This is a genomic window from Chroococcidiopsis sp. SAG 2025, from assembly GCF_032860985.1.
Lineage (GTDB): Bacteria > Cyanobacteriota > Cyanobacteriia > Cyanobacteriales > Chroococcidiopsidaceae > Chroococcidiopsis.
The window spans coordinates 6,482,645-6,507,922 of record NZ_JAOCNC010000001.1 but is presented as its reverse complement, the minus strand read 5'-3'; the positions used below and the strand labels follow the sequence as shown (position 1 = coordinate 6,507,922).

Sequence of the window (25,278 nt, the reverse complement as noted above, 5' to 3'; positions counted from 1 at the left end):
GACAAGGAAGAAAACAAAAACCGTCAACCGTCTTCACGGAGTGTAGCGCCAGCGTTTACCAACAACCAGTAACAAATAACAAATGACCAATGACCAATGACCAATGACAAATAACAAAGCCGTAATTTTGCTATCTGGGGGATTAGACTCGTCAACGGTGCTATACCAAGCACGGGCAGATGGCTATGATTGCTATGCGATTTCTTTTGATTATCAACAGCGACATCGCCGAGAATTAGAGGCAGCTAAGACGATCGCGCGGTCGGCTGGAGTGGCAGACCATCAACTCGTATCTTTCGATCTGCGACAGTGGGGCGGTTCTGCTTTAACTGATGACAGCATCAATTTACCCCAAGCGCGATCGCTGGACGAAATGGCGCAAAATATACCCGTTACCTACGTACCAGCCCGCAATACAATCTTTTTGAGTTTTGCCCTGGCTTATGCTGAAACTTTAAATGCCAGCCGCGTTTACATTGGCGTAAATGCCCTCGATTACTCCGGCTACCCCGATTGCCGTCCCGATTACATCCAAGCTATGCAAGAGGTATTTCGTCTAGGTACGAAACAAGGGCGGGAAGGAAACGCGATCGCAATTGTTGCTCCTCTCATTCAGCTGAAAAAAACCGAAATTATTCAACTGGGCGATCGATTGGGCGTACCTTGGGAAAAAACCTGGTCTTGCTACGCAGGCGACGAACTTGCCTGCGGTGTTTGTGACTCATGCCGTCTCCGCCTAGCTGCATTTGCTGCTCTAGAGCTGGAAGATCCTTTGCCTTATAGGAGGGAGCAGCGATCGGTGACCAGTGACCAGTGATCGGTGACCAGTAATTTCTCCTCTACCCCTCAGCTCCCTCAGCAACCTTGCGCTCCCTCAGCTCTCTTACTCTGCTCCCTGCTCGCTGCTCCCTGCTCCCTTCAAAAGGTGAATCTTAATCTCGTCAAGGCGGGGTCCTTCAACAGAAACGATAGTAAATTCTAGGTTTTGATAATTTAAGGTTGTGCCGACGGCGGGTATTTCTTGTAGTTGATACAAAATAAATCCTCCCAAGGTCTGATAATCTTGTCTCAGCGGTAAATCTAAATTCAATAACTTGTTGAGGTCTTCTAAGTTCATTTGTGCCTGTACCAAGTAAGTTCTGTCGTCCAAACTCTGGATCAACAGCTCATCAGTGCTTTCTATTGCCCCTGCATCGCCAATAATCTCGGCGATTAAATCTTGTAGCGTCACTAGTCCTACGGTTCCACCAAACTCGTTGACAACTATAATCGTGGCTCGTTCCGCACGGATGGAATGTCTCAGGCTTTGCTGCATGATGGGCAGAAGTTCGCCTAATGAGGTGTGTTCCGGTACAAATTGGGCAGGACGCATCCAGGGATAAATTTCTGTTGATAAGGAAATTTTGCCTAGAGCGAGTGGTTCTGCTAGGTCTTTGAGGTGAATAATGCCCCGTACTTCGTCCAACGATTTACCAATAATGGGGTAGCGAGAGTGTCCCGTAGCTGCAACTGCTTGCAATAGGGTTTGCAACGTGGCGTTTGTGGATAAAGCAACAATTTGCGGGCGCTGTACCATGACTGCCCCAACTTTGACCGTACCGAATTCAAAAATATTATTCAGTAACGCTCGTTCTTCTGCCTCTAAGCCAGTCGATTCTCGCTCGGTAGAAATAATCAGTTGTAACTCTTCGGGAGTGACTGGTGGTCTCCAAGCTTGTCCCGTGTATTGAATCCCCACCAAACGCAGCAGAAAGCGCGTGGATTGGTTGAGAATCCAGACAAACGGCGTAAAAATGCGGGCGATCGCTTTGAGGGGTGAACCCAACAATCGCGCCAGTTGCTCGGAGTAGAGCAGCGCGACTGACTTGGGACACAATTCTCCCAGTACGATTTGCAAGTAGGCAACTAGAAAAAAAGCAACTGAAATGGAGATCGCATGGGTAATAAAAGCCCGCTCTCCCGCAGGTAGGGGTAACTGCTCTAACCAAGCAGCAACCAGTACGCCCATCGTACTCTCGCCAATCCAACCCAAGGCAAGACTAGAAAGAGTGATCCCGAGTTGGGTAGTAGAGAGGACGCGATCGAGACTGCGTTGTAGCGATTGTACTGTCAGCGCTTGCCAGTCTCCCGCTTCTACCAACTGATAAATCCGCGATCGCCTCACGGAAACAAGGGAAAACTCAGCCGTGACAAAAAAAGCATTAATGGCAATCAACAACAGCACAGATAATAATCTGAGCCAAATATCTGCCCAATTCAGGGGAGGAAAAGCACTCATCTTTGATGGAGGGAGCAGGGACGAGCTGGGAGTAGGGAGTAGGGAGTTGGAAAGTTTTGAATTTTGACTTTTGAATTTTGACTTCTCCCCTGTCCCCTTGTCCCGTTATTTACCTAACTACAGGAATATTTAACATTTGTAACTGCAATCGCTGTTCGGGATAATCGGTCAGATGTAAAGAAATTTTCTGTACGTTGTCGAGCAGAGCAGTGGAAATACTAAGCGTGCTGACAACAGTTTTGCCATTAGCTGGTAATTCTTCAGGAAAGCCTTCCGTGTTGGCGCTGAGTGTCTGTCCTCGTTCGTTGGTTACGTCTAAAAAGCTAGATAGAAACCTGATGGTTCTATCTCCTTCGTTTTTGAAGTTCATCTTCAACTGTAATGCCCCGCCAGAAAAACGTGCAGATGCAATTTCTAATGACACTCCTTCGGTTTTATGAATCATCGGAAATCCAGGCTGAGGAGACTCGCTCTCAGCAACCAACTTTGATTTTGTAGACGATCGCTTGTTGTCCTGCGGATTTTCAATTAACGGCTTCTCCGGCTTGGCTTTTTTTCCTTTGCCGTCAATTCTAGCTTTTACGGCAGCTAAGACATCGGCTTCTTTGAGCATCACCACGCCTTGCTGCTGTTGAGACTTATTTTTGCGAAATCCGATTTTCCCGGCGGGACGAGAATCGGGTTGATTTACGCCCTCGATCGCTTCATGTCCGATCGCATATCCCCAGATTGCACTTATATAACCCCCGATCAACATCAGAAGCAATAAGGTCAACGTCAGGGCGACGGTTGAATTGACTTTTCTTAATGATGCTCGCTTAATCCAGAGCATTGACTCCTTACACCAGTTTTTTGCTAACGAATGAGCTAGTTATATCATTGCGGTTATGTAAATTATGTACTATTTGTCTTGTGGCGATATTAAGTATTGAGACTAAACAATTTACCTTGACAATCTAAGTTACAATATAAACTCCGCCAGGGTTGGCCGAGCGGTTGAGGCAGCGAACTCATAATTCGCCTTAGGCAGGTTCAACCCCTGCACCCTGGATTTCTAAGGGTCAACACTCAGCAAAAATTACCAAGCAGAAATTACCAGGCTGGCTACTGGTAATGAGCGGCGATCGCCGCAGAATCTTTTTTAACTTGTCAAGGATGATTGTGTGCGGGAATTTAAAGCGCTCTCCCATTCCCGACTCGCAAATTAGTTTGGATTACTAGACTTTTTAGACTCCAAAACTGACGTGCCGTATGGATTGGGCAGATCTCGCGTGCGGATGACCGGATCGCTAGAGACTTGCTGCTCTAGTGCAGTGCGGTACAGGTCATCAGTCCGTTTTGCATCGCGATTAATTTCGTTGTCGGGAAATCCGTTTGTTCCTAAAAGCCAATCAAATTGTCGTCCGAAGGAACGATTTTGGAAGAAATCAGGGTTGCTGGTGAACATTGCTTGCTGAAAGCGATCTGCAAGAGTATGGTTGCTTGGTTGGGCGATCGCGTTAGCTTGAAATCCAGCGATAATACCGAGCGTAAGTAGAATACCACTGAAGCGGTTGAATTTGATGGGCATAGAATGTCCTCTATACTGTTGCAATTTTGACTTATACTGAACTGTTGCATCAGTCTTAGCCTATTCTTCCCCGTTTTATCAATCAGTTATCAGTTATCAGTTATCAGTGACTTATGACTTGTGACTAGAATTGCTCCCTTGTCCCCCTTGTCCCCCCGACTTTCGATTCCCGTAGGGGCGGGTTTATCCGCACAATTCTGGGTTGTTTCAGGGATATCCTGTAAAAACCCGCCCCTACGACTTACGACTTTCCCCCTGTTCCCTCAATTTATGACAACCGATTTAACTGCACTACGCCAAGAACTACTCGATCTATTCTGTCAACTTGCCTACAAAGAGGGTGATTTTGTCCTGTCTTCTGGTCAACGCAGTTCTTATTACATTAATGGCAAATTAGTCACGTTACACCCTCAAGGTGCTTTGGCGATCGGTCGTTTGTTATTATCTCTGCTACCACCAGATACGCAAGCAGTGGCAGGATTGACACTGGGAGCCGATCCCATTGTTAGCGCTGTAAGTGTGGTTTCTGCGATTGAAAATCGTCCCATTCCAGCTTTGATTATTCGTAAAGAAACGAAAGGACATGGTACGAGAGCATATATTGAAGGTCCAGTATTACCAGATGGTGCTTTGGTTGTGGTTCTAGAAGATGTTGTCACGACTGGACAATCGGCAATGAAAGCAGTGGAAAGATTGCAAGAGGCGGGTTACAAAGTCGAGGAAGTTATATCGTTGGTAGATCGAAAGCAAGGTGGTGCTGAGTTATATGCAGCGCAAGGATTGAAGTTTCGGACATTATTTTCTATTGAGGAACTTCAAGCACGATATCAGCAAATAAATTCTTAAAAGTACTTAACTTTAACTATTGTAAGCTTAAGCTGAGAATATTAGCCCGAATGTGCCTCTTTCATACAGAATAAATAAACCTAAGCCGATCAATATGAAAGGAACTATCGGTTGACCGTAGCGACTTAAAAGGTTGGCAATAGTAGGTTGGCGAGTTAATAAATATGCGATTGCACACCAAACTCCTACCATCGAAAAAAATACAGCGAGAATTATCCCTAAACTCGCAAGTTGACTACCAGCAAATAACGGAATATAGATACTAATATTATCGCCACCATTAGCAACTGTTACTGCTGCAACTTTATAAGTCTGAGGGTTCAGAATACTTAAAAGAAAAGAGACAGCGGGATTACGATACCTAGAATTTTCAAAGCTGATGACTGTTTGCAATTCTGCGGTTGCTGTTTTGCGATCCACGAGTTGCTTAACACCAATTATTATTGGTAAGAGTCCTAATAAACCAATCCATTCTCGCGGTACGATTAAACCACCAAAAAAACCTGGTAAGCTAGCCAAAACAATAGTTGTAAAACCTAGATAATGACCGATAACGATATGCCGACGACGAAAATTAGCACTTATTTGGGAGAAAAAGAGTAGCAAGACAATAATATCATCGATATTTGTAGCAATAAAGGCGATTAAACCTTCTGCAAAAGCCATACCAATTCTACTCATTATTGGTCAAATTCGTTTGATGTAAAACAGGTAGATGTCAGCATATTAAGATTGATATAATATGACTATTTTGAGTTTATCTATATTCTAGGATTTGTATTTTCCCTTGAAATTAAGTCGTTTTAATGGATTGAAGAAATTCTATATTTAGCTCTAACTTTTCTCCCAACCATAGGGCATGGTTTGTATGGTCTGCAACATCATTACCTGTTGTTGGATGGACTAAAATATCCAATCCTTGACGATGCAACATTAACCAGGAAACAATCGCACCAAATTGTTCTGGTAAAAAGGCAACTTGATACATAGGTTTGGTGTGGGGACCAATAGGATTGTCATGCCAGCGCCCAAGCCTCACATCGAATTTTATACTCAATTCTTCACGTACACGCGCCGCTACTTCGCGACTTTGGCAATCGTAATAGACATGAGCGTGAAAATCTGCTATTTCCTTTGTATCTTCTAGCATCGCTGTTCGCTCCACTCATACTTAACACTAGTTTGACAAATCAGAGATGGGATCGCTCAAAGATCGCAACAGCAAATCAGCGCATAAACTCAGAGATGAGATTCATCAACCCAATGCTGAGCGCGGTTAACAGCTTCCAGCCAAGTGTGAAAATTTTCTTGTGCTTGGATTGCACCCGTTCCTGGCTCAAAAATTCGGTCGATTTTCCGACTGCGACACAACTTTTGATAATCAGTCCAATAACCGATCGCCAATCCAGCACCAAAGGCTGCACCTTGAGCCGTTGCTTCTAAAACGACTGGACGCTCGATCGGAATTCCGAGTGCATCGGCTTGGAACTGCATTAAAAAGTCATTTTGACAAGCACCCCCGTCAACTTTCAACACTTCGATCGCTTTGCTAGAATCTCGATTCATCGCCTCGATCGCCTCTTTTACCTGATAAGCGATCGCTTCTAAAACGGCTCTAACCATGTGTTCGCGCTGTACGCCGCCTGTAATTCCCAGAAAAGCACCCCTGGCGCTCATATCCCACCGAGGCGCACCCAATCCACTTAATGCTGGGACGAAGTAAACACCGTTATTATCTGTAACTTGACGCGCCAGGTGTTCGGTTTCGGCAGCTGAATCGATCAGCTTCAAACCATCTCGCAACCACTGAATGCAAGCACCTGTCGTAAACATAGCCGCTTCTAAAGCGTAACTCGTCACCGTTTTTCCGTTTGCTAAAACTTGCGTCCAGGCAACAGTTGACAATAACTGGTGATGCGATCGCGTCAGTTCTTCACCTGTATGGGCGATTAAAAAACATCCCGTCCCATACGTACATTTCACCATACCAGGGCGATCGCACCCGTGGGCAAATAGCGCCGCCTGTTGATCGCCAAATACCGATGCGATCGGAATTGCTTCCCCCAGTAGTTGCGGATCGGTTTCGCCAAATATGCCCAAACTAGGCTGGATTTGCGGCATGATGCGATCGGGAATCTGAAATAAATCGAGGAGTTGCGAGTCCCAATTTCCCTGCGCTAGATTCATCAACATCGTGCGGCTGGCATTACTCCGATCGGTAGCGTGAACCTTACCACCCGTTAATTTCCATAAGATCCAAGTGTCGATCGTCCCAGCCAGAATATTATCCAAATTTATATTTTGATTCCGTACCCAATCGAGCAACCACGCAAATTTAGTTGCCGAAAAGTAGGCATCGACAATCAATCCAGTCCGTGCTTGAATTGTCTTTGCTTGTCCTTTTGCTTGTAATTGCCGACACATAGACGCGGTACGCCGATCTTGCCAGACAATTGCTTTATGTAGGGGTTTACCTGTCGTCTTATCCCACAATAAACAGGTTTCTCGCTGTACTGACAATCCAATTGCCGCGATCGCACTTGCTGAAATACCTGTTTGTTTGAAAACTTGTTGTATACAAGTATAAGTATCCTGCCAAATCTCTTCTGGATCGTGTTCTAAATAGCCAGGTTGAGGATAATATTGCGTCAGTTCTTTATAGGCTTGACCGGCGATTGCACCTTCAGCATCGAATAAAATTGCTCGGTTCCCTGTCGTGCCTAGATCTAATCCTAGAATGTATTGCATCAGTTATCGTAGGGGCGAGTTTAGCAAGCATATTCACACCTAAAGTAATTATCTTCGCTTCATACCCGCCCGTACAGGAGTCATAGGGGCGAGTTTAACAAAAGATTCACGGTTCCGCAATAAATCTTCGCTTCATACCCGCCCGTACATGAGTCAGTTATCAGCGATCGGCTATCGAATGACAAATTCTAAATTATGAATTATCTTGTCACTTTTTGGCATGACGTGCAGCGATCTTGACAAAATACGAATATCAGTTGTCAGTAACCAGTTATCAGTTGTTACACACCACTCAACTACCAACTACCAACTACCACTCTCCCATGAACTTCAGAGCAATTATCTTTTCAGGCGTGGTAACTGCCGCAATCGGTGCAGTCGTTGGTCTAGCTGCGACGAGAATCGGTCAACGTGACTTTAATCAGTTGAGGTTTGAGGGGAAACATTATGAAGGAATGCAAAATAGATATGTTTTGATTGGTGCTAGCGTAGGTTTAGCTGTGGGGTTGGGACAAGAGTGCGTTCGCCAACTCAAGGCAGAAAGAGATCGAGAGACAGAGTAAGTCAAAAGTCAAAAGCCAAAAGTCAAAAGTCAAAAATGTCTAAGGCTGATAATGGCAAGCGTTTCGATCGCGTTGAATCATGCAAATTATAGCAAGGTGTGGAAAGATCGAGACGTTACAGCAGATTGTAACTTTTGTCTAAAAAGTTTTTTCCTTCTGCCCTCTGCCTTCGTTATAAATAAGAGATAGCTTAGTAAGATCGATCTTGGTTTCAAAGCGCGATCGCATCGAGAGTTTCATAATTTTGACTTTTAACTTTTGACTTGCTATCGATCTTGGTTTCAAAGCGCGATCGCATCGAGAGTTTCATAATTTTGACTTTTAACTTTTAACTTTTGACTTGCTGAAGTATGCCCCCTAAACTAAAATTTGGCTTAATCGGCTTGCTGGCAATTGGTACAGCAGCAACGTTCGCGACATCCTACTCGTACTTGGGAATGGCTGGGATCGCTGTATTCTTGCTAGCTTATTTGTCCAAAGGAATGAGAAAGCACGGTTAAAGCTGGCAGGTGATTAATCGATTGAAAAAATAGTTGGTCATTTTTGCCCCAAAGGGAGAATTCCACCAGCGAGAAGGATGGCAACCAATGGGTGCTGTGAGGGTATAGTCAAGATCGTCGCATTTGAGCCATTTGCGATTCGATCGCCAGCCGACGCGATCGCCAAAGGACTCGATGATTTGATAATCTTGATTAATTGTAGTTTCTATAGAGCCGCCAATACTTTGATAAATTCGCGTTTGGATGCTAAAGCCAAAGCGACCGTTACTATATTTGCGCCACAGATTATCGATAACTTGTAGTTCGTTACAGGGAAAACTTCTGATTTGTTCCGGGGTAATGGATTCTAGTTCTAACTCTCCCGTCACAGCTTGAATGAGGCGAATCGTTTCCCAGTCTGCGGCATGGAAATTTCCGGCAGCTAGCAATTCTTGTAGCTTTTTGTAGTTGTAGACATCAGCCACTAGCAGAAAATTGTCTTCCATCCGAGCTAGGCGATCGCTCAAATTTGATAGCATTTGAGTCATCTGCTGGAGTTGTGCTTCCATTATTGCTAAACGGGCGATCGCTTCCGATTCCTTAATTTCGCTAGACATAGAAAACCTCACAATTAGGTTGTTATTGGTCATTGGTCATTGGTCATTGGTGCTTGTTGTGACTTACGACTTACGACTTACGACTTACAACGGGGGTTGCTAAGGCAGTCAAATGAGTTTTCTATATCTTTCTATAGATTGAGGAAAATTTAAAGTTAAAAGTGATGATTTATAGATAAGTTTAATTACCAAACACGGGTAACACTTTCTCGCCAAATACCTGAATGAATTGTTGCTGTTCGCGGTTGACGTTGTGCAACAGCAATTCATCAAATCCCAACTCTACATCTTGCTGCAACCATTCTATATGTTGCTGCGGCTCGGCAGAGATGCGGACGTGTTCGTTCATTTCTTCCGGTTTGACAAACTCTCCAGCTGCATCAAACTGCTGAGGCGATCGCAGTTCGGTCATGAGAATATTTTTGAAAATATTATTGCGCCACTGCTGATGAGCTTTTTGCCTTGCCATATCCTCGTTGCGATCGTAGGATAGCTGGACTTTCAACAGCATGGGTTTACCTTCTCCCCCACCCCGACGAAAAGCATCGACGACTTGTTTGAGTTTCTCTGGTGGACGAGAAATTGTAATTAACCCATCTGCCCAACTTCCCAACCACTCGGCAGTTTGGGCTGTAACAGCAGCACCGATAATCAAGGGTGGCGTTTCGGGACGCGAATAAAGTTTTGCTTCCTCAACGCAGACTAAACCTTTATGAGTCACAGTGTCTCCGCACCACAAAGCCCGCATAATATCGACGCATTCTTTTAAGCGAGTATTGCGCTCGCTTTTACACAACCACTTATCGCCTGTAATGCTCTCATTAAGTGCCTGACCGCTACCTACAGTTATCCAAAAACGCTGAGGAAACATTTCTGCTAATGTAGCCGCCGCCTGAGCGATAATTGCTGGATGGTAGCGCTGTCCTGGGGCGCAGACCACGCGATAATTCAATTCAGGAGTCGCTTGCATCGCCGCACCCAGCCAAGACCAAGCAAAACCGCTTTGACCCTGTTGTTCACTCCAAGGGTGAAAATGGTCGGAGGAAAGAGCATGAGTGAAGCCTGCTTGTTGAGCTATTTGCACGTATTGCAACAATTCACTGGGCTTGAATTGTTCGTGGGAAGCGTGATAGCCGATTTTTGCCATTGGGGGAGTAGGGAGTAGGGAGTAGGGACGCACTGCGATCGCTCAAATTTATTTAATTTACCTGGAACCAGCGATAGCCGTAGCCAGAAATTTCGATCTCTTTAGAATTGCAATCCATTTGTTCGTAGAAGCGATCGCTAAATACATCCAGTAAATGCGGGTATTCTGCCGATTTCAAGCTAACAGTGCATGATTGTGCGGATAGATTATGAACGGCAATAACTGTATTTCCATTGTGTTGAGAACTGCGTGCAAATACGCTCGGTTCGTCTGTAGCAATAATGTCCCATTTACCAGAGCCAAATTCTGGATACTGCTTGCGGGTGCGGATCGCTCGTTCCATCCAGCTGAGAATTGAATTAGGGTCGCGCTGTTGGGAAGTTACGTTGAGTTTCTGGTAGCCGTACTCTCCTGTGTCGATCGCAGGTCGCGCTAATTTTTCGGCTGGTGCAGACGAGAACCCACCATTGGCTCTGCTAGACCATTGCATCACCGTGCGGACACTGCCGCGACCCTCTAAAGAGAGATCGTCACCCATGCCAATTTCTTCACCATAACGCAGCATTGGCGTACCTGGTAGAGTTAATAACAGACTGTAGACTAGTTCTACTCGCTGGCGATCGCCCCCAAACATGGGTGGTAGCCTGCGCCGAATTCCTCGCCCCCACATCTGCATATTTTCTTCGGGAGCAAAAGCTTGAAAGATTTCTTGGATTTCGGATTCGTTGAGGCGATCGAGCGTTAATTCGTCGTGGTGGCGGACGAAGTTGAGCCATTGACAGCTATGATGAGTGTCGGGTAATATTTTCAGCCCCTCAGTCAGAGTCGCCGCATCTTGCCGCGCCAGTGCCAAAAACATATGCTGGTTCAACAGGAAGCTGAATAGCAATTGCATTTTGTCACCGTTGCCAAAATATACGGGAATTTGGTCTGCATCGACATTAGCTTCAGCCAGTAAAACCGCATCAGCTCGCCGCGAGACGAGAAATGCTCGCATTTCGATCAAAAACCCTTCTAAGTCTTCCGCCTTTGCCTGGGGAATGCCAATTCCCATAATTAAAAAAGGCGCAGCATCAATCCGAAAGCCAGAAACCCCCAACTCCAACCAAAAGCCCATGATTTTACAAATTTCTTCCCTCACTGCTGGGTTGGCAATATTTAAATCTGGCTGTTCTTTGTAGAAATGATGCAGGTAATACGCTCCTGCTTGCTCGTCATAATCCCAAAGGCTATCTTCAACATCGGGAAAAGCAATGTGCTTGGGATCGGCTGGCGGGGGATTGTCCGACCATACATAATAATCGCGATATTTGGAGTTGCGATCGCTCCTTGCAGCTTGAAACCAAGGATGCGCGATCGATGTATGGTTGACGACAAGATCGACTATGACTCTAATTCCCCGTTCCCGCGCCTTGTGCATGAACTCGACAAAATCACCCAACGTCCCCAATCGAGGATCGACGCTGTAATAGTCCATCACATCGTAGCCGTTATCGCGGTTAGGCGAGGGATAAAAAGGTAACAACCACAAACAAGTGATTCCCAACCCTGCAAGATAGTCTAACTTTTGGGTAAGTCCTGGGAAATCACCCACTCCATCGCCGTCCGAGTCCATAAATGTCTCCACATCGAGAGAATAGACAATCGCGTTTTTGTACCAGAGATTTTGCATGATGAAGTGAGTAGTGAAGGATTGGGAGTCGGGAGTCGTAGGGGCGGGTTTTGAGCGAAGATCGATTGCCGTCAGCCATGATTCTTTTGCTAACCCCGCCCGTACAGGAGTCGGGTGTTAGTTGTTGGTAACTGGTCACTGTCAATCGTCGCCTTGGAGTCTGGCAATACGATCGCTGGTGGTTGGGTGGGTACTCAAAAAGGCTGGTACTGAAGATTGGTTGCGTAGTTTTTCTAGAAAGGCAATCATCTGATTCTGGTCGTAGCCAGCTCGTTGCAGATTCTCAAATCCCAGACGATCTGCTTCAAATTCTGCTTGACGGCTGCGCGGACGGCGCACGCCGAATTCAACTCCCAAGGCTACGACTTTGTTGCGATCGACTCCCGCTGCATTTGCTAACCCTTGGGCGATCGCAGTTTGTCGCATTTGCTCTACTGTATGACGCGCCGCAATATGTCCGATTTCGTGAGCCAACACGCCAGCAAGTTGTGCTTCGTTGTCTACGGCTTCTAGTAAGCCTGTGGTAACGTAAACAAAACCCCCAGCTGTGGCAAAAGCATTGATGCTTTTATCCTGTACAACTTGAAAGGTATAGGGAATATCGGGACGAGAGCTAGTTTGAGCTAATTTTTGACCGATACGATTGACTTTGCTATTCAAGGTGCGATCGCGCACGGGTTGAAATTGAGTGCTAAGGAGTTGTTGGTTAATTTGCTTGCCTAACTCTACTTCATCTCGGTCAGAAATCCTGTAGAGTTGGATGACTTGCGCTCCTTGCTGGAATAATTCTGCCCACGGAACCGATAAGGCTACTTCGGGAGTACCTACACTAATACCTAATGCAGCTATCGAGCCAAGTACTGGATAATACCAAGTACGACGAGCAGATCTAGAAGTCTCAATCATATGCAAATTGGGAGAAACAGCTACAACACAATCTCCAAGCTAACCAACCCGAGCAAATTGCTCTCTATCTTTACTCGTTAGATTCTGTAGCTTTTCTTTTCTCAATGTCATCCTACTACTTATAGAGTTTTTGAATCAGGGAGCAGGGAGCGCACGAGCAGGGAGCAGGGGAGCAGAGAGAGCTGCTCTTGAGCTGGGGGAGAGTCGCCCAGCTGGGGGAGCAATTCTAGCCACTAGCCACCAGCCACTAGTCACTCTCTACTGTCAACAGTCTTCACGGAGTGTAGCGCCACGTTTACTGTCAAACATCAACCAATTACCCATTACCAATGAAAATTTTATTTTTTTCTCTCGGATTTAATATTTTATGTTTATTTTTGGCAACATTATTTATTGCTAGAAAAGGTGGTATTTCTTATTTACAGCTCAAATTGTCAAAGCTTAAGAAAAACGCGATCGCCTTCGTCTTCAAGTTGCCAATCCGGTCTATTACTTGCAAAGAGTTACTCAATTCCAACTTGCACCAATATCCAATTCAGATATTGTGTTTTGGGAGATAGTCTTACTGATGAATGCGAATGGTCTGAGTTGTTAGAAAATCCTCATATTAAAAATCGCGGCATCTCTGGCGATACGACTATGGGAGTGTTAAATCGTCTTGAGGACATTGTGAGTTCTCAGCCAGCCAAAATTTTCATAATGATTGGAATTAACAATTTTATTCATTACCAGCGCTCGGCAGTAGAAATTTTGGTAGATTATCAAAAATTATCGTTAATATTTGCGATCGCAGTCCTGATACGGAAGTATTTATTCAAAGTGTTTTGCCAATCAATCGGGCTAAATCTGGTTTGAATGTCAGCGATCGCGAGATCTTACAATTAAATTCCGATCTCCAAAACTAGCAGCAGAATATTCACTCACCTATATCAATTTATATTCTTATCTCTCAGACGAACAGCATCAGTTAAAGGCATGTTATACACTAGACGGAGTGCATTTAAACGGTCAAGCTTACTCGATTTGGAAGCATGTTATAGAAAAGTATGTATAACAGATCGACTAATTGTAAATACATTTGTGAATCTCAAAGCTAACTGCTGGGTTTCGTCAATTCGTAGCGGGCAGAGAGTCAGTGCATGACCCTTTCCTATTTCAATTAATAGATGCAGATAAATACCGTTATAAAGTATTAAAGTTACCCTTTGCGCTTTTCTGACTTTAGGGTTGCACTGAATCGAGATTTCTCCTGAATATAATTTACTACCACTGCCACTCTCTCGAACATGATACATTTGCACGAGTGTTTGCGCGACTAAACGCTGAAGAATTTCAAGCGATCCGAGCAACCCAAAGAAATAGTTCGCTCTCTACTTGCAGACAATTTAGAGACTATTCGTAACAAAGCTGCTGAAATTCTGCCTCAAACTATGTCAGCCATTGGCTCAGATGATGTTCCACTTCAGTTGAAGAAGAAAAACAACCGATCGGAGGTAGCCCGGAAGAGAAAGCAACTGGGTTGGCGATCGCTGCCTATAAAGCTCGCCAGTTGCAATAAAAGTTTGCGATCGCGCTTGAACCTTAGTAATAGAATATACACAATAGTGCCGTAGTTCATGCTGCAGCCTCTGAACTGCCCTCCAGGTACTGGGTGGGTTGAAAATCGAGACAACGCGCAAATCGAGTTCGGCGGCTCAGAGTGGCAGCAACCCTCCAGGTACTGAGTAGGATTATCATAATGTTTATTAAGGAGGTTTGAAAGAGAGCGCTACGTTGACATTGTTAGAAATTTTGGACATTATTGCTTTTGAATAAATGACATGAATCTGTCACTGGCACTTAAACAACATCAATCTGTCCCGACGACAAATAATTAGTCGCAATGACATTAATGTGTCACCGATGACAAATAATTAGTGACTGTACATGATATATGGACGTAACTGGATTCGAACCAGTGACCTCTACGATGTCAACGTAGCGCTCTAACCAACTGAGCTATACGTCCGTGGATTAATCAAGATAGCACAGACAAAGGTAGAGATGCAATCACTCGACCGAAAGATACTGCCAATATCTGCTCTGCCGTACTCAAAAACATACTCAAATGGCAAGAGCAAAGAAAGGAACAGTATCAATGGAGATTATTCGGTAGTGCCTCAGCAAAGCGTGGGATAAATAGCAATATCTCGCCGATTCCAAAGTTCTGAAGTTAGCCCTGCACGCCCACGCAGCTGTAGTTCCTAGATGGGAGTGTAACCAAATCCAGTTGAATAAGCTGATTCAATTGCTTACTACAGGACACAACCTTGAAAAGTGGAGCAAGAAAGGGTTTCATGGAAATTGCGAATAGTCCAATGAAACCCTATGAATCAGGTTACTCTACTACGGCAAACGTTGCAGCCCCATTGAGCATGGCACTGGGCATTTCGCACGGGTCAATGGTTGCACGAAATTAAACCCCTGAAATTGAAAAAACATGGATGCAATAGCCTTGCAGCTCGTTTCGCCGTGGTTTTGACCACTTACGTAGGATTGTCCTCAACTTGGAGCAAGAGGCTGATGAGTTTCTCAATGCCCTAGAATTTTTGTTCTGTACTTAGGATTCATATTTAACTTAAAAGAGAAACCTTAAGTGCAATCTTACTCGCATCCTAGATTACAGATGAAACCAGTAAAAACAATATAAAAATTCCGAAGTTGACAGATTAAATAAGCTTCATATCCTTCTTGAGGATGATAAGAAAGGGAGAGCAGCATCGCTAGCATAGTGACCCGCAGGTGTCATGCAGTCTATCAGGCTGGGTGAAAGTAGAATTAGTTCCAGCAGCCGTAGCGTAATTAATTTTTATAATTCACTCGCGAGCGCTTTTCAAGCCTCCTCAACGGATCGGAAGGAGCTTCCACGAGTTTTCCACCATTGCCATCTAAATTGAAGTTAGCTCTGCCTTCAGATTCAGAACCAATTAAAGCTATTTAGAAAGGCTTGCAGTCATGAAATCACAAAAATGGCGTGGGGAGACAATTAAGCAAATTTTTCAGCAACCAGTCTTATATTTAGGCATACTCGTAATTGGTAGCACTGCGGGATGCGAATCTCTAGGCAACAGAGAAGTCCAAGTTCAACCTTCACCTACCCAACCTACAGCAAATTTACAAAATAATCCTAACTTTGTATCTGAGGTTGTCCGAGATGTAGGATCGGCAGTTGTACGAATCGATGCTACCCGTACTGTTGAAGTCCCTACAGCATTTAGCAATCCTCTAATTGAGAGATTTTTTGGTGAAAATCCATTTCCTCCCGAACAGAAAGTTCAACGCGGGATCGGTTCGGGATTTATTATGAGCCAAGATGGTCGCATCCTCACTAATGCTCATGTCGTAGAAGGAGCCGATAAAGTATCAGTCGTATTAACAGATGGTCGGCGTTTTGCTGGAACAGTTGTAGGTGCAGATCCAGTTACAGATGTAGCAGTGGTTGATGTCGAGGGGACAAATTTACCCACAGTTAAGCTAGCTAACTCTGATAATATTGCTGTCGGACAATGGGCGATCGCCATTGGTAATCCTCTAGGTCTAAATAATACCGTAACTCAAGGAATTATCAGTGCCACAGGACGCAGCGGTTCAGATATTGGTGTCAATGATAAACGACTTGACTTTTTGCAAACTGACACAGCAATTAATCCAGGTAATTCTGGTGGACCTTTGCTCAATGCTCAAGGCGAAGTTGTCGGAGTCAATACTGCTATTATTGGCGGAGCGCAGGGTTTAGGCTTTGCGATTCCGATTAATACAGCTCGAAGAATTGCCGAGGAGTTAATTAAAACTGGTCGAGTCGAACATCCATATATCGGCGTGCGACTGATTGAGTTAACGCCGGAAATTCAACAGGAAATTAATCAAAGTAACCTTGGTTTTAAAGTCGCGCAAGAACGGGGAGTTTTAATCGTCCAAGTTGCTCCTAACTCTCCAGCAGCGCGTGCTGGTCTGCGTCCTGGTGATGTTATTACTCAAATTAACTCAACTGAAATTCAAACTGCCGACTCTGTACAAGACTCTATAGAAGCAACGAATTTAGGCAAATCGCTACAGATTACAGTCAATCGTAATGGCTCAACTCAACAGCTAACTTTGAAACCAGAACAGTTACCAACCCCCTCCAAATAGAAAAAACTTGGTTGTGAATCGTCAAATCATCCTTTGAGTGATGATTTAGTTTAGAAAATTTGTCATTAATTAAGTGACATACCCTTGCAGGAGAAATTCATGTCTGAGCTACTCCAACCTTCGCTCCCAACCCCAACAAAACAACGATTTGCTGCAACTTTCCGCGTTGTCAGTCGCTTTAGCTTCTGGATACAGTTGGCACTCGCTAGTACTTCCGGTATTGTTTTAATCTTTGCCATCTTTAGCCGCAGCCTCAGCGCCGCCACAGATAATGTGGCGATTGGTTTTAGTATCTTTTTTGCTGTAATTGGCGTATTACTTGCTGCTTTTAGGATATTTTGGGCATTTAGAGGACGAGTTTTAGCCAGACGCTTGCAGTCGAGCGATCGCGAATTGCATCCCAGAAAAGAAGAGGTGATTCAAGCTTTAAAAATTGGCTTGATTGCGAGCTTTGTGGGGTTGTTGTTAGCCTTTATCGCATCAGAAGTCAGCGCGATCGCCATCCTCTCACAATCTTTAGCTGTACCCCAAGGCGTAGCAGTGTACCAGCAGGGAAATGTAATTCGTTCGTTTGATATTCTCGTCATCCTAGCTAATGTCAATTTAATTGGGACTCACTTAGTTGGTAGTCTGACTTCTTTAGGACTACTCGAATGGATAGACTAAGAACGCCGAGTTTTACAAGGTGGAGAAGAAACAGTTCTGAGAAACTTACCCGTACCCGTAACTGTGACATTTGTGCGCCAGGATGAGGGCTTCGTACAAGTCATGCCCATGTCTGCATCCAAAGACGGAATGTTAGAGGTGGCGTTAGATGAAGATGCGAACCCTCGCGATCTCAAACAGGGTATTCTGAGAATTCAAAAAGATGGTCAAGTCTTCTTGAACTAATTCACTTCCACAGGGGAAATTACTTCCAACCCACAACAGTACTACGGCAGAACCCTGGCTGTAACGGGTGAAGTTGAGGAAATCCTCAGTCCAACTCAATACGGTTCATTTAAGGCTACGCTGTGCTGAGGATAAAGAAAATAGGAGGATTGGTTCGGGAGGGGTGGCTCGATGTCTTGGCTTTTGAGCGAAACTTGGATACAGGTTTTTACAACTCTGGGATTGGTACGAGAAACTCGTTCAGGTAACAGAGTGTCTAAAATCTCTACAGTTAACCAACTTAAAAAAGGGGAGTTCTTGTGATTGCAAGCGTTGAAATTTCGGGATAGCACGACGAATAACTCGCAATGTCCCAGTGAAACTCAGACGCAAAGGAGTGATACCCGCGCTCTTTGCAGCTTGAAACATCAATAACCGCACAGCCCAGTGTCCTAACAACCACCCGTAAACTTCCTGCACAACTTCACGCGGTTTTGAGAGCGAATATGAGTTTTCGTCCTGATAAATGTACTTTGAGTTCATCAATAGTATTTTCTACTTCCCAGCGTTGATGATATTCAATCGCCAGTAGTTGAGCCGGAAATTTCTCCAATTCCAATAAGCTGGTAATTAAGCGATATCTTAGTTGTTCCTCTGGGTTGTCGGTATTACCAATTGTGTATTCAATCACTCGGACTTGTATGGGCTGGCAAGCTTTTGAGCGGAATTTAGCAGGTGGATAAATCCAACTCAGATAAGAACCATCCGCCAGTGGTTCTTCGCACAAAAACTTGACATTTGCGGGAATTCTTCCTAAATAATCGCTACCAGTTGTGACAGTTGCTTGCACCATTGCATAAGAATGTAACCCTCTGTCCCACATCAACAACATCCCTGAACTCACGGAGCGTAATAATCTTAATGCCCGCACTCGTTCTCCTATTCGATATGGACACATCAATGCATCAAAGATTAAATGTGTTCCTGCTTCTACCAAAATGACTAATCGCAGTTTGGGAAATGCGGCTTGTGTGCCAGGACGGCTGCTCGGACGACCAAAACTCTCGCATTTTCATCGCTGTCTGGCAGATCGAAGCAAGTCCGATCAATTACCACAATTCGCAATCCATTGAGAAATGCTCCTTTGGTATCGGTGCTAGCCATTGGTCGCACCAGTTGATGGAACAATTGACTCATCACCCTTGGACTTAATCGTTGTCGGGCTTGCGTTATTGCTGATTTACAAAAACTCGCCAGTATTTCCCCACTTTCACCCATGCTTCGCTCAGCCCATCAATTAAGTTTTTCAGCACATCTCTCATCGAATCTCGTGACCACAGACTCATCGCAATTACCAAACAAATTACCAATTGTGCTGGTAACGAGCGTTTACGTTGTTCACAAACTTTAGTTTTAGCGATCGCTTGCTCGATCTCCGTGGATGGGATGGCTGCCTCTATCGCTTTGAACACATCACTACTTTGTATCGTAGGAGACAACAATGAGAAATCCTTCAGATGCACTACACTCACTTTCCATTCTTGGGAACAATGCTTAATTTACAACACTTTGAGCCTTAACTGAACCGTAGTGGAATCTAACTACTTTTACTCTAGACGAAGACCAATTATTTGGTGCTAGCGACTTACTAGTATTGGTAGCAAATCCTACGGTTTCCCGCATCTGTTCAACTGAATGTGAGGGCGATTCTGCTCTAGAAACTTAGCGATCGCCTCATCGAAACTATTACCCATCTGGTTCGATTGTTGCTCCATCATGGCATCCGTCATTGGAGTGGCAATAAAGGCAGGAAACTGTATTCACCAGTACGCCATCCTTGGCATAAGCTTTAGATAGGTGCGATTTTTCAAAATAGTATTTAAGTCAATATGCATTGACCTACTAATAGTACGTGACTTACAGAAAATTGAGATTAGCATTTAAGCTCGTTCTGATATAACTTTGCCTATATAAGAATACGTTGCGCTAAAGCTTAACGCACCCTACCTATATTTCTGCTCGGTTGATGTCACAACAGCTAGTGTTAATCGCGCTCGCGATTCAGTTTTAACTACAAATGAATTAGCAAAGAGTTGAATGTTGCCGCAATCGTTACATAATCTTGCACGCACTTTTTGCTCAGTTCAGTTAGTGCTTTCCAGAAACCTCCTTCTTCTGGAAATCCTATCATGCAACTATTTACTTAGATTACGTGATTTTCAGAAGATTGAAGCTGGTATTTAACTAGTATTTGAAATTATTCTGACATAACTTTGTCTATAATATAACTTTGCATTCAAAAGGTCATAACTTTATTTAAACAGGAAAGAACATAAATCAAAAATAGTTAATTTATAGGTCATAAATTATTTTTACGCTCGCGCGATCGCACTGCTAATTGTTCGTTAACACAGATTTCTATGGAAGAATCCTTAAAAACTACTGTTTTGCTAAGTGAAACTGTTGCTGCTGGTATCTCTGCTCAAGTATTAGCCAGTTATCTTCAAATTCCCAGCATTGTCTTCCTACTCTTATTTGGGATTCTTCTGGGATCGGACGGCTTGGATTTTCTACATCCATCGCTATTGGGTAATGGTCTGGAAGTACTCGTTTCAATGTTAGTGGCACTGATTTTATTTGAAGGCGGATTAAATCTACAGCTACGAGAGTTAGGAGCAGTTTCTAGTAGCCTGCGTAATCTTGTCACCATAGGAGTCCTAATTACCCTGATTGGTGGCGCGATCGCTGCCCACTGGCTGAGCGAATTTCCCTGGTCAATTGCTTTTCTTTATGCCTCGTTGGTAGTGGTCACGGGTCCAACAGTAGTTCAACCACTGCTCAAACAGGTAGGTGTAGACCGACAGGTATCGACACTTTTGGAAGGGGAAGGCGTTTTTATCGATCCAATTGGGGCAATTGGAGCAGCGATCGTACTTCATTTAGTTTTAAGTGGAGATGTGGAGTTACTCGTCTCAATTGAAAGCCTACTCTTGCGATTGGGTATAGGTGGAGCAATTGGTGCAGTTGGAGGCTGGTTGCTCAGCCTCATTCTCAGACAGGACAGCTTTCTGTCGCAAGAGTTGAAAAATTTGGTAGTTTTAGCTAGCGTTTGGGGCTTGTTTAGTCTGGCACAGGTGATACGCGGTGAATCGGGTTTGGTGGTTGTCGTTGTCATGGGCATAGTTTTACGAGCTGCTTACTTGCCCTCCGAGCCGTTGCTGCGTCACTTTAACGAACAGTTGAGCATTTTATCTAATTCAGTTTTGTTTATCCTGCTAGCGGCAGATTTATCAATTGCCAGTGTTTTCGCTTTAGGTTGGGGAAGCGTCCTTACCGTTCTAGTGCTAATGTTTGTGGTACGTCCGATAAATATATTGGTTTCTACTTGGAATCAAGGTTTCAACTGGCGACAGCAATTATTTCTCTGTTGGATTGCTCCCCGTGGAATTGTCGCTGCTTCTTTAGCTTCTTTGTTTGCGGTTTCACTCACAAAACACGGTATTAACGGCGGTGATTCGATTAAAGCTCTAGTATTTTTAACGATTATGATGACAGTTTTTTGTCAAGGACTGACAGCTCGTTGGATTGCCAGTCTGCTTAATCTGCGAATCAGCCAAGGAGATGAAAGGCGATCGCTACCAGTCAGCGAAGAAGTAAAAACGCCAGAAAATAGAGATAAGATCGGTCTTGCTGCCGAATCAGATAACTAAAATGACTAAAATGTGATCGCAAGTAGATTCATTGTAGACGGCATAGCCCAAAACGCGATCGCTCTTGGCGCGCTCCTCGATCTACTCCAAAACTTTTGAAGTGCTAATTTTTTCAGTTGTGTCAAACATATAAGAATGCGTCTATAAACTAGGCAATTTTAGCAACTCTGGAAATTCTTGCCTGAGAATTCTTGAAAAACGACCCTTAAAAGCTTTAGAGGAAATTCGCAACACGCTTACTCGTCAGATCCAAACGTGCTTATTAGAACGAGGTTTTAACGTGACACCGTTGATTGATGTCAACGTGTTAGAAGCACCAACTAAAACTTGAGCTAGATTCAGCCTGTGAAGTACTTGTGGGATACTTTAATCGATCGCGTTGCTCTGTAAACATATACATGACTTGGGATGGAATGGCGATCGCGGCTGAAACAGTAGGCAACAGTTGGAGCAAGTTTTTAAATTGATTAGCTTCAATACCGAAATCGGGCTAAAGGTGTTATTCACTATAGCCTTCTTGATTATCCTCTGGTTGCTGCGTCGTGTAGCGAATGCTTTGATCGGAGAATCAATTCGCGATCGCTACAACGGGCGAATTTGGTTCTGGGCAGGGCAAGGACTAAATCTAATTACGGCAGTGCTGTTAATCTTGGGGCTGCTAGAAATTCGGTTTGACAACCCCAATCGACTCGCCACTGCAATCGGTTTGGTCACAGCAGGTGTAGCCTTTGCCCTGCAAAAAGTAATTACGGCGATCGCGGGTTACTTTGTGATTTTGCGGAGTAATATTGTTAGCGTTGGCGATATTGTTTGGCAATACAATACCTTAAATATGCGAATTGTAAAGGGGGAAACTAATTTTAGCTGATATTTGTGATATTTTTCGTCTGGGTGCCTGATTTTGACCTTCTGCCAAATACTAATTTTAGGTGTGAGCAAATTGCTGATGCGCGAGCAAAATCTGCTGCTAATAACTCGACTAAAAAGCTGTAGCTACTACTATATTGGCGTACTCAAAAAGTATTTATCTAGAACTCCTCAATGGTTATTTATGTATGTATTTGGTCGCTTTAGCTCGATCCAAATCATGATGCTAAATTACTATCAGCGCCAACGAACCGCTAAAGTCTACGAGGAAAAGGATTCGGTGTTTAGTCACCTTAATACTGATGAAGTAGTTGAATCTTTAATCGCTGACGGATTGTACTTGGGGATTCATCTACCAGATAGTTGGGTGAGAGAAATCCGTGAGTTTGCAGAGCGCAATAATTGCTATGGAGACGGGAATTTACGCTTGAGTTTTGCTTATCAAGAAAGGCTAGCGGCGCAGAGTTCATACGGTCAATCTTTTCGACTAGGGAAATATTACAATGCCAGCTTGCTATGTCCAGCAATTGAGAAACTGGCTCGCGACCCAAAGCTATTAAATATTGCTGCGAAATATTTAAAAGTAGAATCGGTTCATGCTGGTAGTTGGCTGTGGTGGAGTTTTCCCCCAACAGTCGCAATTTATGAATCTACTGCTGCGATTGGGCAAGTCTTTCATCACGACCTTGAGGATTACCGTTGTCTTAGATTTTACTTCTACTTAAGTGACACTAACTTAGCTAATGGACCGCATGTATGTATTCGTGGCAGTCATCGTCAGAAGAAACTTGCCTATCTTCTCAGCTTATGGCGGTTGCGTTCCGAGCAAGATGTGATTGATTACTACGGTACTTCTAGGATTGTGACAATATGTGGTCCGGCGGGGTTTGGCTTTGTGGAAGATCCATTTTGCGTTCACAAAGGATTGCCACCAACGGAGGGAGATCGACTGATTTTAGCGATACATTTCTCTATCAACGACTACGGGGTGTTAGGCGATCGGGAGGACTCTTTGTTGTTGAACTCTAGCCAGCTGACTTAAAAATAGTCTCTACTTCTATGCGGGTTATGTTGTTTCTGTTGACATTCTGCGATCGCTGCATTTGAGTAGACAAGTTAGTACGTCTAGGGACAAGGGACTTATCGCCAGCCCATACTTAACTTTACGTCTAGAACGAAGATATAAAAGATACATTAGATCGGGACTATTTGAATACAGAATCTACTGCTGGCAATTCTTCCAACTGGAACTTTCCTGCTGCTCAATTATTTATCCGACTATCTATAGGTAATAACAATCCTAAAATTCCTCCTGTTGATAGTAGTAAATTAATCTTACTTAAGCAGTACGCTCATGAGTTCTGTCATTGGCTATTCCACTTGTATGAAGACAAGAGACTACGAATCGAGGCATTCTGATGGGAAGGCTATTCACTCGTTCAAGTGGCAATAATCTCAAGTGCGAAATTATACTGCTGGGCTGGCGTTGGGATTTGAGATATTCACTGTCGTACAGAAGCCAAAACAATCAAATTAGAAAGGGATAAGTGACTGGAGTTGCAAAAGGGGATACTTTAGAAGTAAGTCAAAATTATTGCTCAAATTTTTGGAGTTACTGCCTACTTTACTTTTACACCAGTAGTTATTCTGTCTTCGATAATTCTTAGCAATACAATCCTTTCGTTTCACTATAACTGCTCGCTGTCACTGTATTACTCTGAAAATCTGTGTTTAAGTACCTTCCGCCTCTCAACGAGCATAACCTTCCTTACCCCGATACCATTCACCCAATCGTGGTGCATTTCGTAATTGCGATGGTGCTGTTTGCAGTGTTTTGCGATCTGCTGGGGTATTTCACAAAAAATTCTAAATTGTATGAAGTCAGTTGGTGGAATCTGGCTTTCGCAACAGTTTCGATCTTCATTGCCATTATTTTTGGACAAATTGAGGCAGGTCTGGCAGAACCTTACGCTGCATCTGTTTCAACGCTGAATGCTCATACAATTTTGGGCTGGTCGCTCTCAGGAATTCTAGCAGTCATCACCGCATGGCGCTACGTGATCCGGTTGCAGGAAAGACCGCAGCTACCCCTTCCTTACCTCGCAGCGAGCGTGCTGCTAGTTGGGCTAGTTTGTATTCAGACATACCTGGGCAGCTTACTCGTGTGGGTCTATGGCTTGCATACGATTCCTGTCGTAGAGGCAATCAGAGGAGGTATATTATGAATCCAGACTTGCTGGAACAGTGGGGGAGTTTGGGAGTTAATGGGTTGCCCTACCCAATTCCCATCCATCCCAACCTGGTGCATCTAACGCTAGGGTTATTTATCGTAGCGATCGCCTTTGATATTGTAGGGGTGCTGTTTCCCGTTGAGAAAGCAGTTTTTAAGTTTCTAGCGATTCCCGTCACCCGCTCGGCGCTGTTTGATGTCGGTTGGTATAACCTGTTGGCATCAGCGATCGTTACATTTTTTACGGTCATGGCTGGTGTGTTTGAAGTTTCTTTGGCTGTACCCCTGGCGGATGTCACCAGCGCTTGGGGATTTCATGCTTTAGAAACGATGATTCTACACGGTGTAGGGGGGGTAATGATTTTGACCTCGATTGTGGGAATGACCGTTTGGCGAGGCTTTCAACGCTATCAGTGGCGCAAAGACATGGCAAGACAGGTACAGTGGAGTTATCTCGCTGCTGGTTTATTTGTTTTTGCTCTGATGTTTGTGCAGGGAACGCTGGGCGCGCATCTGGGTGCTGAGTTCGGCATTCATGTGACAGCGGATCAAATGCTGCACTTAGGCGAAAATCCCAATCAACTCTAGGGAAGGCAAAAGGCAAA

The 25,278-nt window shown here is 44.2% G+C and carries 26 protein-coding genes, 2 tRNA genes and 3 pseudogenes; 16 read left to right on the top strand and 15 right to left on the bottom strand.

Annotation, left to right across the window (positions count from 1 at the left end; translation table 11 throughout):
- Positions 1 to 103: 103 nt before the first annotated feature.
- On the top strand, positions 104 to 817 hold the full coding sequence (queC, locus tag N4J56_RS31690; RefSeq protein WP_317110359.1) for a 7-cyano-7-deazaguanine synthase QueC: 714 nt from the start codon (positions 104 to 106) through the stop codon (positions 815 to 817).
- Positions 818 to 883: 66 nt separating this feature from the next.
- Here queC and N4J56_RS31685 read toward each other — a convergent pair whose 3' ends face one another.
- Entirely contained in the window at positions 884 to 2,278 is a 1,395-nt protein-coding gene (locus N4J56_RS31685; RefSeq protein ID WP_317110357.1) for a hemolysin family protein, read from the bottom strand.
- Positions 2,279 to 2,387: 109 nt separating this feature from the next.
- Complete coding sequence (locus N4J56_RS31680; RefSeq protein WP_317110355.1) at positions 2,388 to 3,110, bottom strand: hypothetical protein; 723 nt, start codon at positions 3,108 to 3,110, stop codon at positions 2,388 to 2,390.
- A gap of 146 nt (positions 3,111 to 3,256) precedes the next feature.
- On the opposite strand from N4J56_RS31680, the gene N4J56_RS31675 reads away from it, so the two are divergent.
- Positions 3,257 to 3,329 (top strand) — tRNA-Ile (locus tag N4J56_RS31675).
- Positions 3,330 to 3,482: 153 nt separating this feature from the next.
- Here the strand turns inward: N4J56_RS31675 and N4J56_RS31670 are convergent.
- Entirely contained in the window at positions 3,483 to 3,848 is a 366-nt protein-coding gene (locus tag N4J56_RS31670) for a hypothetical protein (protein ID WP_317110354.1), read from the bottom strand.
- Positions 3,849 to 4,118: 270 nt separating this feature from the next.
- On the opposite strand from N4J56_RS31670, the gene pyrE reads away from it, so the two are divergent.
- Entirely contained in the window at positions 4,119 to 4,694 is a 576-nt protein-coding gene (gene pyrE / locus N4J56_RS31665) for an orotate phosphoribosyltransferase (protein ID WP_410500654.1), read from the top strand.
- Between the two features lie 27 nt (positions 4,695 to 4,721).
- Here pyrE and N4J56_RS31660 read toward each other — a convergent pair whose 3' ends face one another.
- The 3 genes from N4J56_RS31660 to glpK form a co-directional block, all read right to left on the bottom strand.
- Complete coding sequence (locus N4J56_RS31660) at positions 4,722 to 5,375, bottom strand: cadmium resistance transporter (protein WP_317110351.1); 654 nt, start codon at positions 5,373 to 5,375, stop codon at positions 4,722 to 4,724.
- 112 nt (positions 5,376 to 5,487) lie between these two features.
- Positions 5,488 to 5,844: a DOPA 4,5-dioxygenase family protein gene (locus N4J56_RS31655; protein WP_317110350.1), complete on the bottom strand. Its 357-nt coding sequence runs from the start codon at positions 5,842 to 5,844 to the stop codon at positions 5,488 to 5,490.
- Between the two features lie 89 nt (positions 5,845 to 5,933).
- Positions 5,934 to 7,442 carry a glycerol kinase GlpK gene (gene glpK, locus N4J56_RS31650; RefSeq protein WP_317110349.1) on the bottom strand — a complete coding sequence of 503 codons (1,509 nt, stop codon included), beginning with the start codon at positions 7,440 to 7,442 and terminating at the stop codon, positions 5,934 to 5,936.
- Between the two features lie 236 nt (positions 7,443 to 7,678).
- Between glpK and N4J56_RS31645 the strand changes: the two genes are divergently transcribed.
- Positions 7,679 to 8,005, top strand: coding sequence for a hypothetical protein (locus N4J56_RS31645; protein ID WP_317110347.1), 327 nt, complete (start codon positions 7,679 to 7,681; stop codon positions 8,003 to 8,005).
- A 350-nt stretch (positions 8,006 to 8,355) separates the two neighbouring features.
- On the top strand, positions 8,356 to 8,505 hold the full coding sequence (locus N4J56_RS31640; protein WP_317110345.1) for a hypothetical protein: 150 nt from the start codon (positions 8,356 to 8,358) through the stop codon (positions 8,503 to 8,505).
- Here the strand turns inward: N4J56_RS31640 and N4J56_RS31635 are convergent.
- From N4J56_RS31635 to N4J56_RS31620, 4 genes are all read right to left on the bottom strand, one after another.
- Entirely contained in the window at positions 8,502 to 9,134 is a 633-nt protein-coding gene (locus N4J56_RS31635; RefSeq protein WP_317110343.1) for a GUN4 domain-containing protein, read from the bottom strand. The two genes, N4J56_RS31640 and N4J56_RS31635, sit on opposite strands and share 4 nt — an antisense overlap.
- Positions 9,135 to 9,282: 148 nt before the next feature.
- On the bottom strand, positions 9,283 to 10,248 hold the full coding sequence (locus N4J56_RS31630) for a TIGR03885 family FMN-dependent LLM class oxidoreductase (protein ID WP_410500653.1): 966 nt from the start codon (positions 10,246 to 10,248) through the stop codon (positions 9,283 to 9,285).
- Between the two features lie 52 nt (positions 10,249 to 10,300).
- Positions 10,301 to 11,920, bottom strand: coding sequence for an alpha-amylase family protein (locus tag N4J56_RS31625; protein ID WP_317110339.1), 1,620 nt, complete (start codon positions 11,918 to 11,920; stop codon positions 10,301 to 10,303).
- 141 nt (positions 11,921 to 12,061) lie between these two features.
- Positions 12,062 to 12,826 (bottom strand): M48 family metallopeptidase, encoded by a 765-nt coding sequence (locus N4J56_RS31620; RefSeq protein ID WP_317110337.1) that lies wholly within the window; start codon positions 12,824 to 12,826, stop codon positions 12,062 to 12,064.
- 329 nt (positions 12,827 to 13,155) lie between these two features.
- Between N4J56_RS31620 and N4J56_RS31615 the strand changes: the two genes are divergently transcribed.
- A complete protein-coding gene (locus tag N4J56_RS31615; protein ID WP_317110335.1) occupies positions 13,156 to 13,386 on the top strand; it encodes a hypothetical protein in 231 nt (76 codons plus the stop codon).
- Positions 13,376 to 13,681, top strand: a complete 306-nt coding sequence (locus N4J56_RS31610) for a hypothetical protein (protein ID WP_317110333.1) — start codon at positions 13,376 to 13,378, stop codon at positions 13,679 to 13,681. Before N4J56_RS31615 ends, N4J56_RS31610 begins: the two co-directional genes overlap by 11 nt.
- Positions 13,682 to 14,288: 607 nt before the next feature.
- Here the strand turns inward: N4J56_RS31610 and N4J56_RS31605 are convergent.
- Together N4J56_RS31605 and N4J56_RS31600 are read right to left on the bottom strand one after the other, a co-directional pair.
- Positions 14,289 to 14,444, bottom strand: a complete 156-nt coding sequence (locus N4J56_RS31605; protein ID WP_317110331.1) for a hypothetical protein — start codon at positions 14,442 to 14,444, stop codon at positions 14,289 to 14,291.
- 316 nt (positions 14,445 to 14,760) lie between these two features.
- Positions 14,761 to 14,834, bottom strand: a tRNA-Val gene (locus N4J56_RS31600).
- A gap of 986 nt (positions 14,835 to 15,820) precedes the next feature.
- Here N4J56_RS31600 and N4J56_RS31595 point away from each other — a divergent pair.
- The 3 genes from N4J56_RS31595 (at position 15,821) to N4J56_RS31585 (ending at position 17,887) form a co-directional block, all read left to right on the top strand.
- Positions 15,821 to 16,996 (top strand): HhoA/HhoB/HtrA family serine endopeptidase, encoded by a 1,176-nt coding sequence (locus N4J56_RS31595; protein ID WP_317110329.1) that lies wholly within the window; start codon positions 15,821 to 15,823, stop codon positions 16,994 to 16,996.
- Positions 16,997 to 17,095: 99 nt separating this feature from the next.
- A complete protein-coding gene (locus N4J56_RS31590; protein ID WP_317110328.1) occupies positions 17,096 to 17,662 on the top strand; it encodes a DUF3611 family protein in 567 nt (188 codons plus the stop codon).
- 72 nt (positions 17,663 to 17,734) lie between these two features.
- Positions 17,735 to 17,887 (top strand): hypothetical protein, encoded by a 153-nt coding sequence (locus N4J56_RS31585; protein WP_317110326.1) that lies wholly within the window; start codon positions 17,735 to 17,737, stop codon positions 17,885 to 17,887.
- 240 nt (positions 17,888 to 18,127) lie between these two features.
- Here the strand turns inward: N4J56_RS31585 and N4J56_RS31580 are convergent.
- Both N4J56_RS31580 and N4J56_RS31575 read right to left on the bottom strand, forming a co-directional pair.
- Positions 18,128 to 19,299, bottom strand: a pseudogene (locus N4J56_RS31580) (IS4 family transposase).
- A 234-nt stretch (positions 19,300 to 19,533) separates the two neighbouring features.
- Positions 19,534 to 19,656 carry a hypothetical protein gene (locus tag N4J56_RS31575; RefSeq protein WP_317110324.1) on the bottom strand — a complete coding sequence of 41 codons (123 nt, stop codon included), beginning with the start codon at positions 19,654 to 19,656 and terminating at the stop codon, positions 19,534 to 19,536.
- Between the two features lie 482 nt (positions 19,657 to 20,138).
- Between N4J56_RS31575 and N4J56_RS41395 the strand changes: the two are divergent.
- Both N4J56_RS41395 and N4J56_RS31570 read left to right on the top strand, forming a co-directional pair.
- Positions 20,139 to 20,186 (top strand): annotated as a pseudogene (locus N4J56_RS41395) (hypothetical protein); the annotation flags it as partial.
- A gap of 100 nt (positions 20,187 to 20,286) precedes the next feature.
- On the top strand, positions 20,287 to 21,576 hold the full coding sequence (locus N4J56_RS31570; RefSeq protein ID WP_317110323.1) for a sodium:proton antiporter: 1,290 nt from the start codon (positions 20,287 to 20,289) through the stop codon (positions 21,574 to 21,576).
- Between the two features lie 144 nt (positions 21,577 to 21,720).
- Here N4J56_RS31570 and N4J56_RS41390 read toward each other — a convergent pair.
- Positions 21,721 to 21,792 (bottom strand): annotated as a pseudogene (locus tag N4J56_RS41390) (IS200/IS605 family transposase); the annotation flags it as partial.
- Between the two features lie 280 nt (positions 21,793 to 22,072).
- Here N4J56_RS41390 and N4J56_RS31560 point away from each other — a divergent pair.
- The 4 genes from N4J56_RS31560 to N4J56_RS31545 all read left to right on the top strand — a co-directional run bounded on the left by N4J56_RS31560 (position 22,073) and on the right by N4J56_RS31545 (position 25,261).
- On the top strand, positions 22,073 to 22,444 hold the full coding sequence (locus N4J56_RS31560) for a mechanosensitive ion channel domain-containing protein (protein WP_317110321.1): 372 nt from the start codon (positions 22,073 to 22,075) through the stop codon (positions 22,442 to 22,444).
- Positions 22,445 to 22,522: 78 nt separating this feature from the next.
- Positions 22,523 to 23,485, top strand: a complete 963-nt coding sequence (locus N4J56_RS31555; RefSeq protein WP_317110320.1) for a hypothetical protein — start codon at positions 22,523 to 22,525, stop codon at positions 23,483 to 23,485.
- Between the two features lie 685 nt (positions 23,486 to 24,170).
- Positions 24,171 to 24,668 (top strand): DUF2231 domain-containing protein, encoded by a 498-nt coding sequence (locus N4J56_RS31550; protein WP_317110319.1) that lies wholly within the window; start codon positions 24,171 to 24,173, stop codon positions 24,666 to 24,668.
- The gene (locus N4J56_RS31545; RefSeq protein ID WP_317110317.1) at positions 24,665 to 25,261 is read left to right on the top strand and encodes a DUF2231 domain-containing protein; all 597 of its coding nucleotides are present in this window, start codon (positions 24,665 to 24,667) and stop codon (positions 25,259 to 25,261) included. Before N4J56_RS31550 ends, N4J56_RS31545 begins: the two co-directional genes overlap by 4 nt.
- The last annotated feature ends 17 nt before the right edge of the window (positions 25,262 to 25,278 follow it).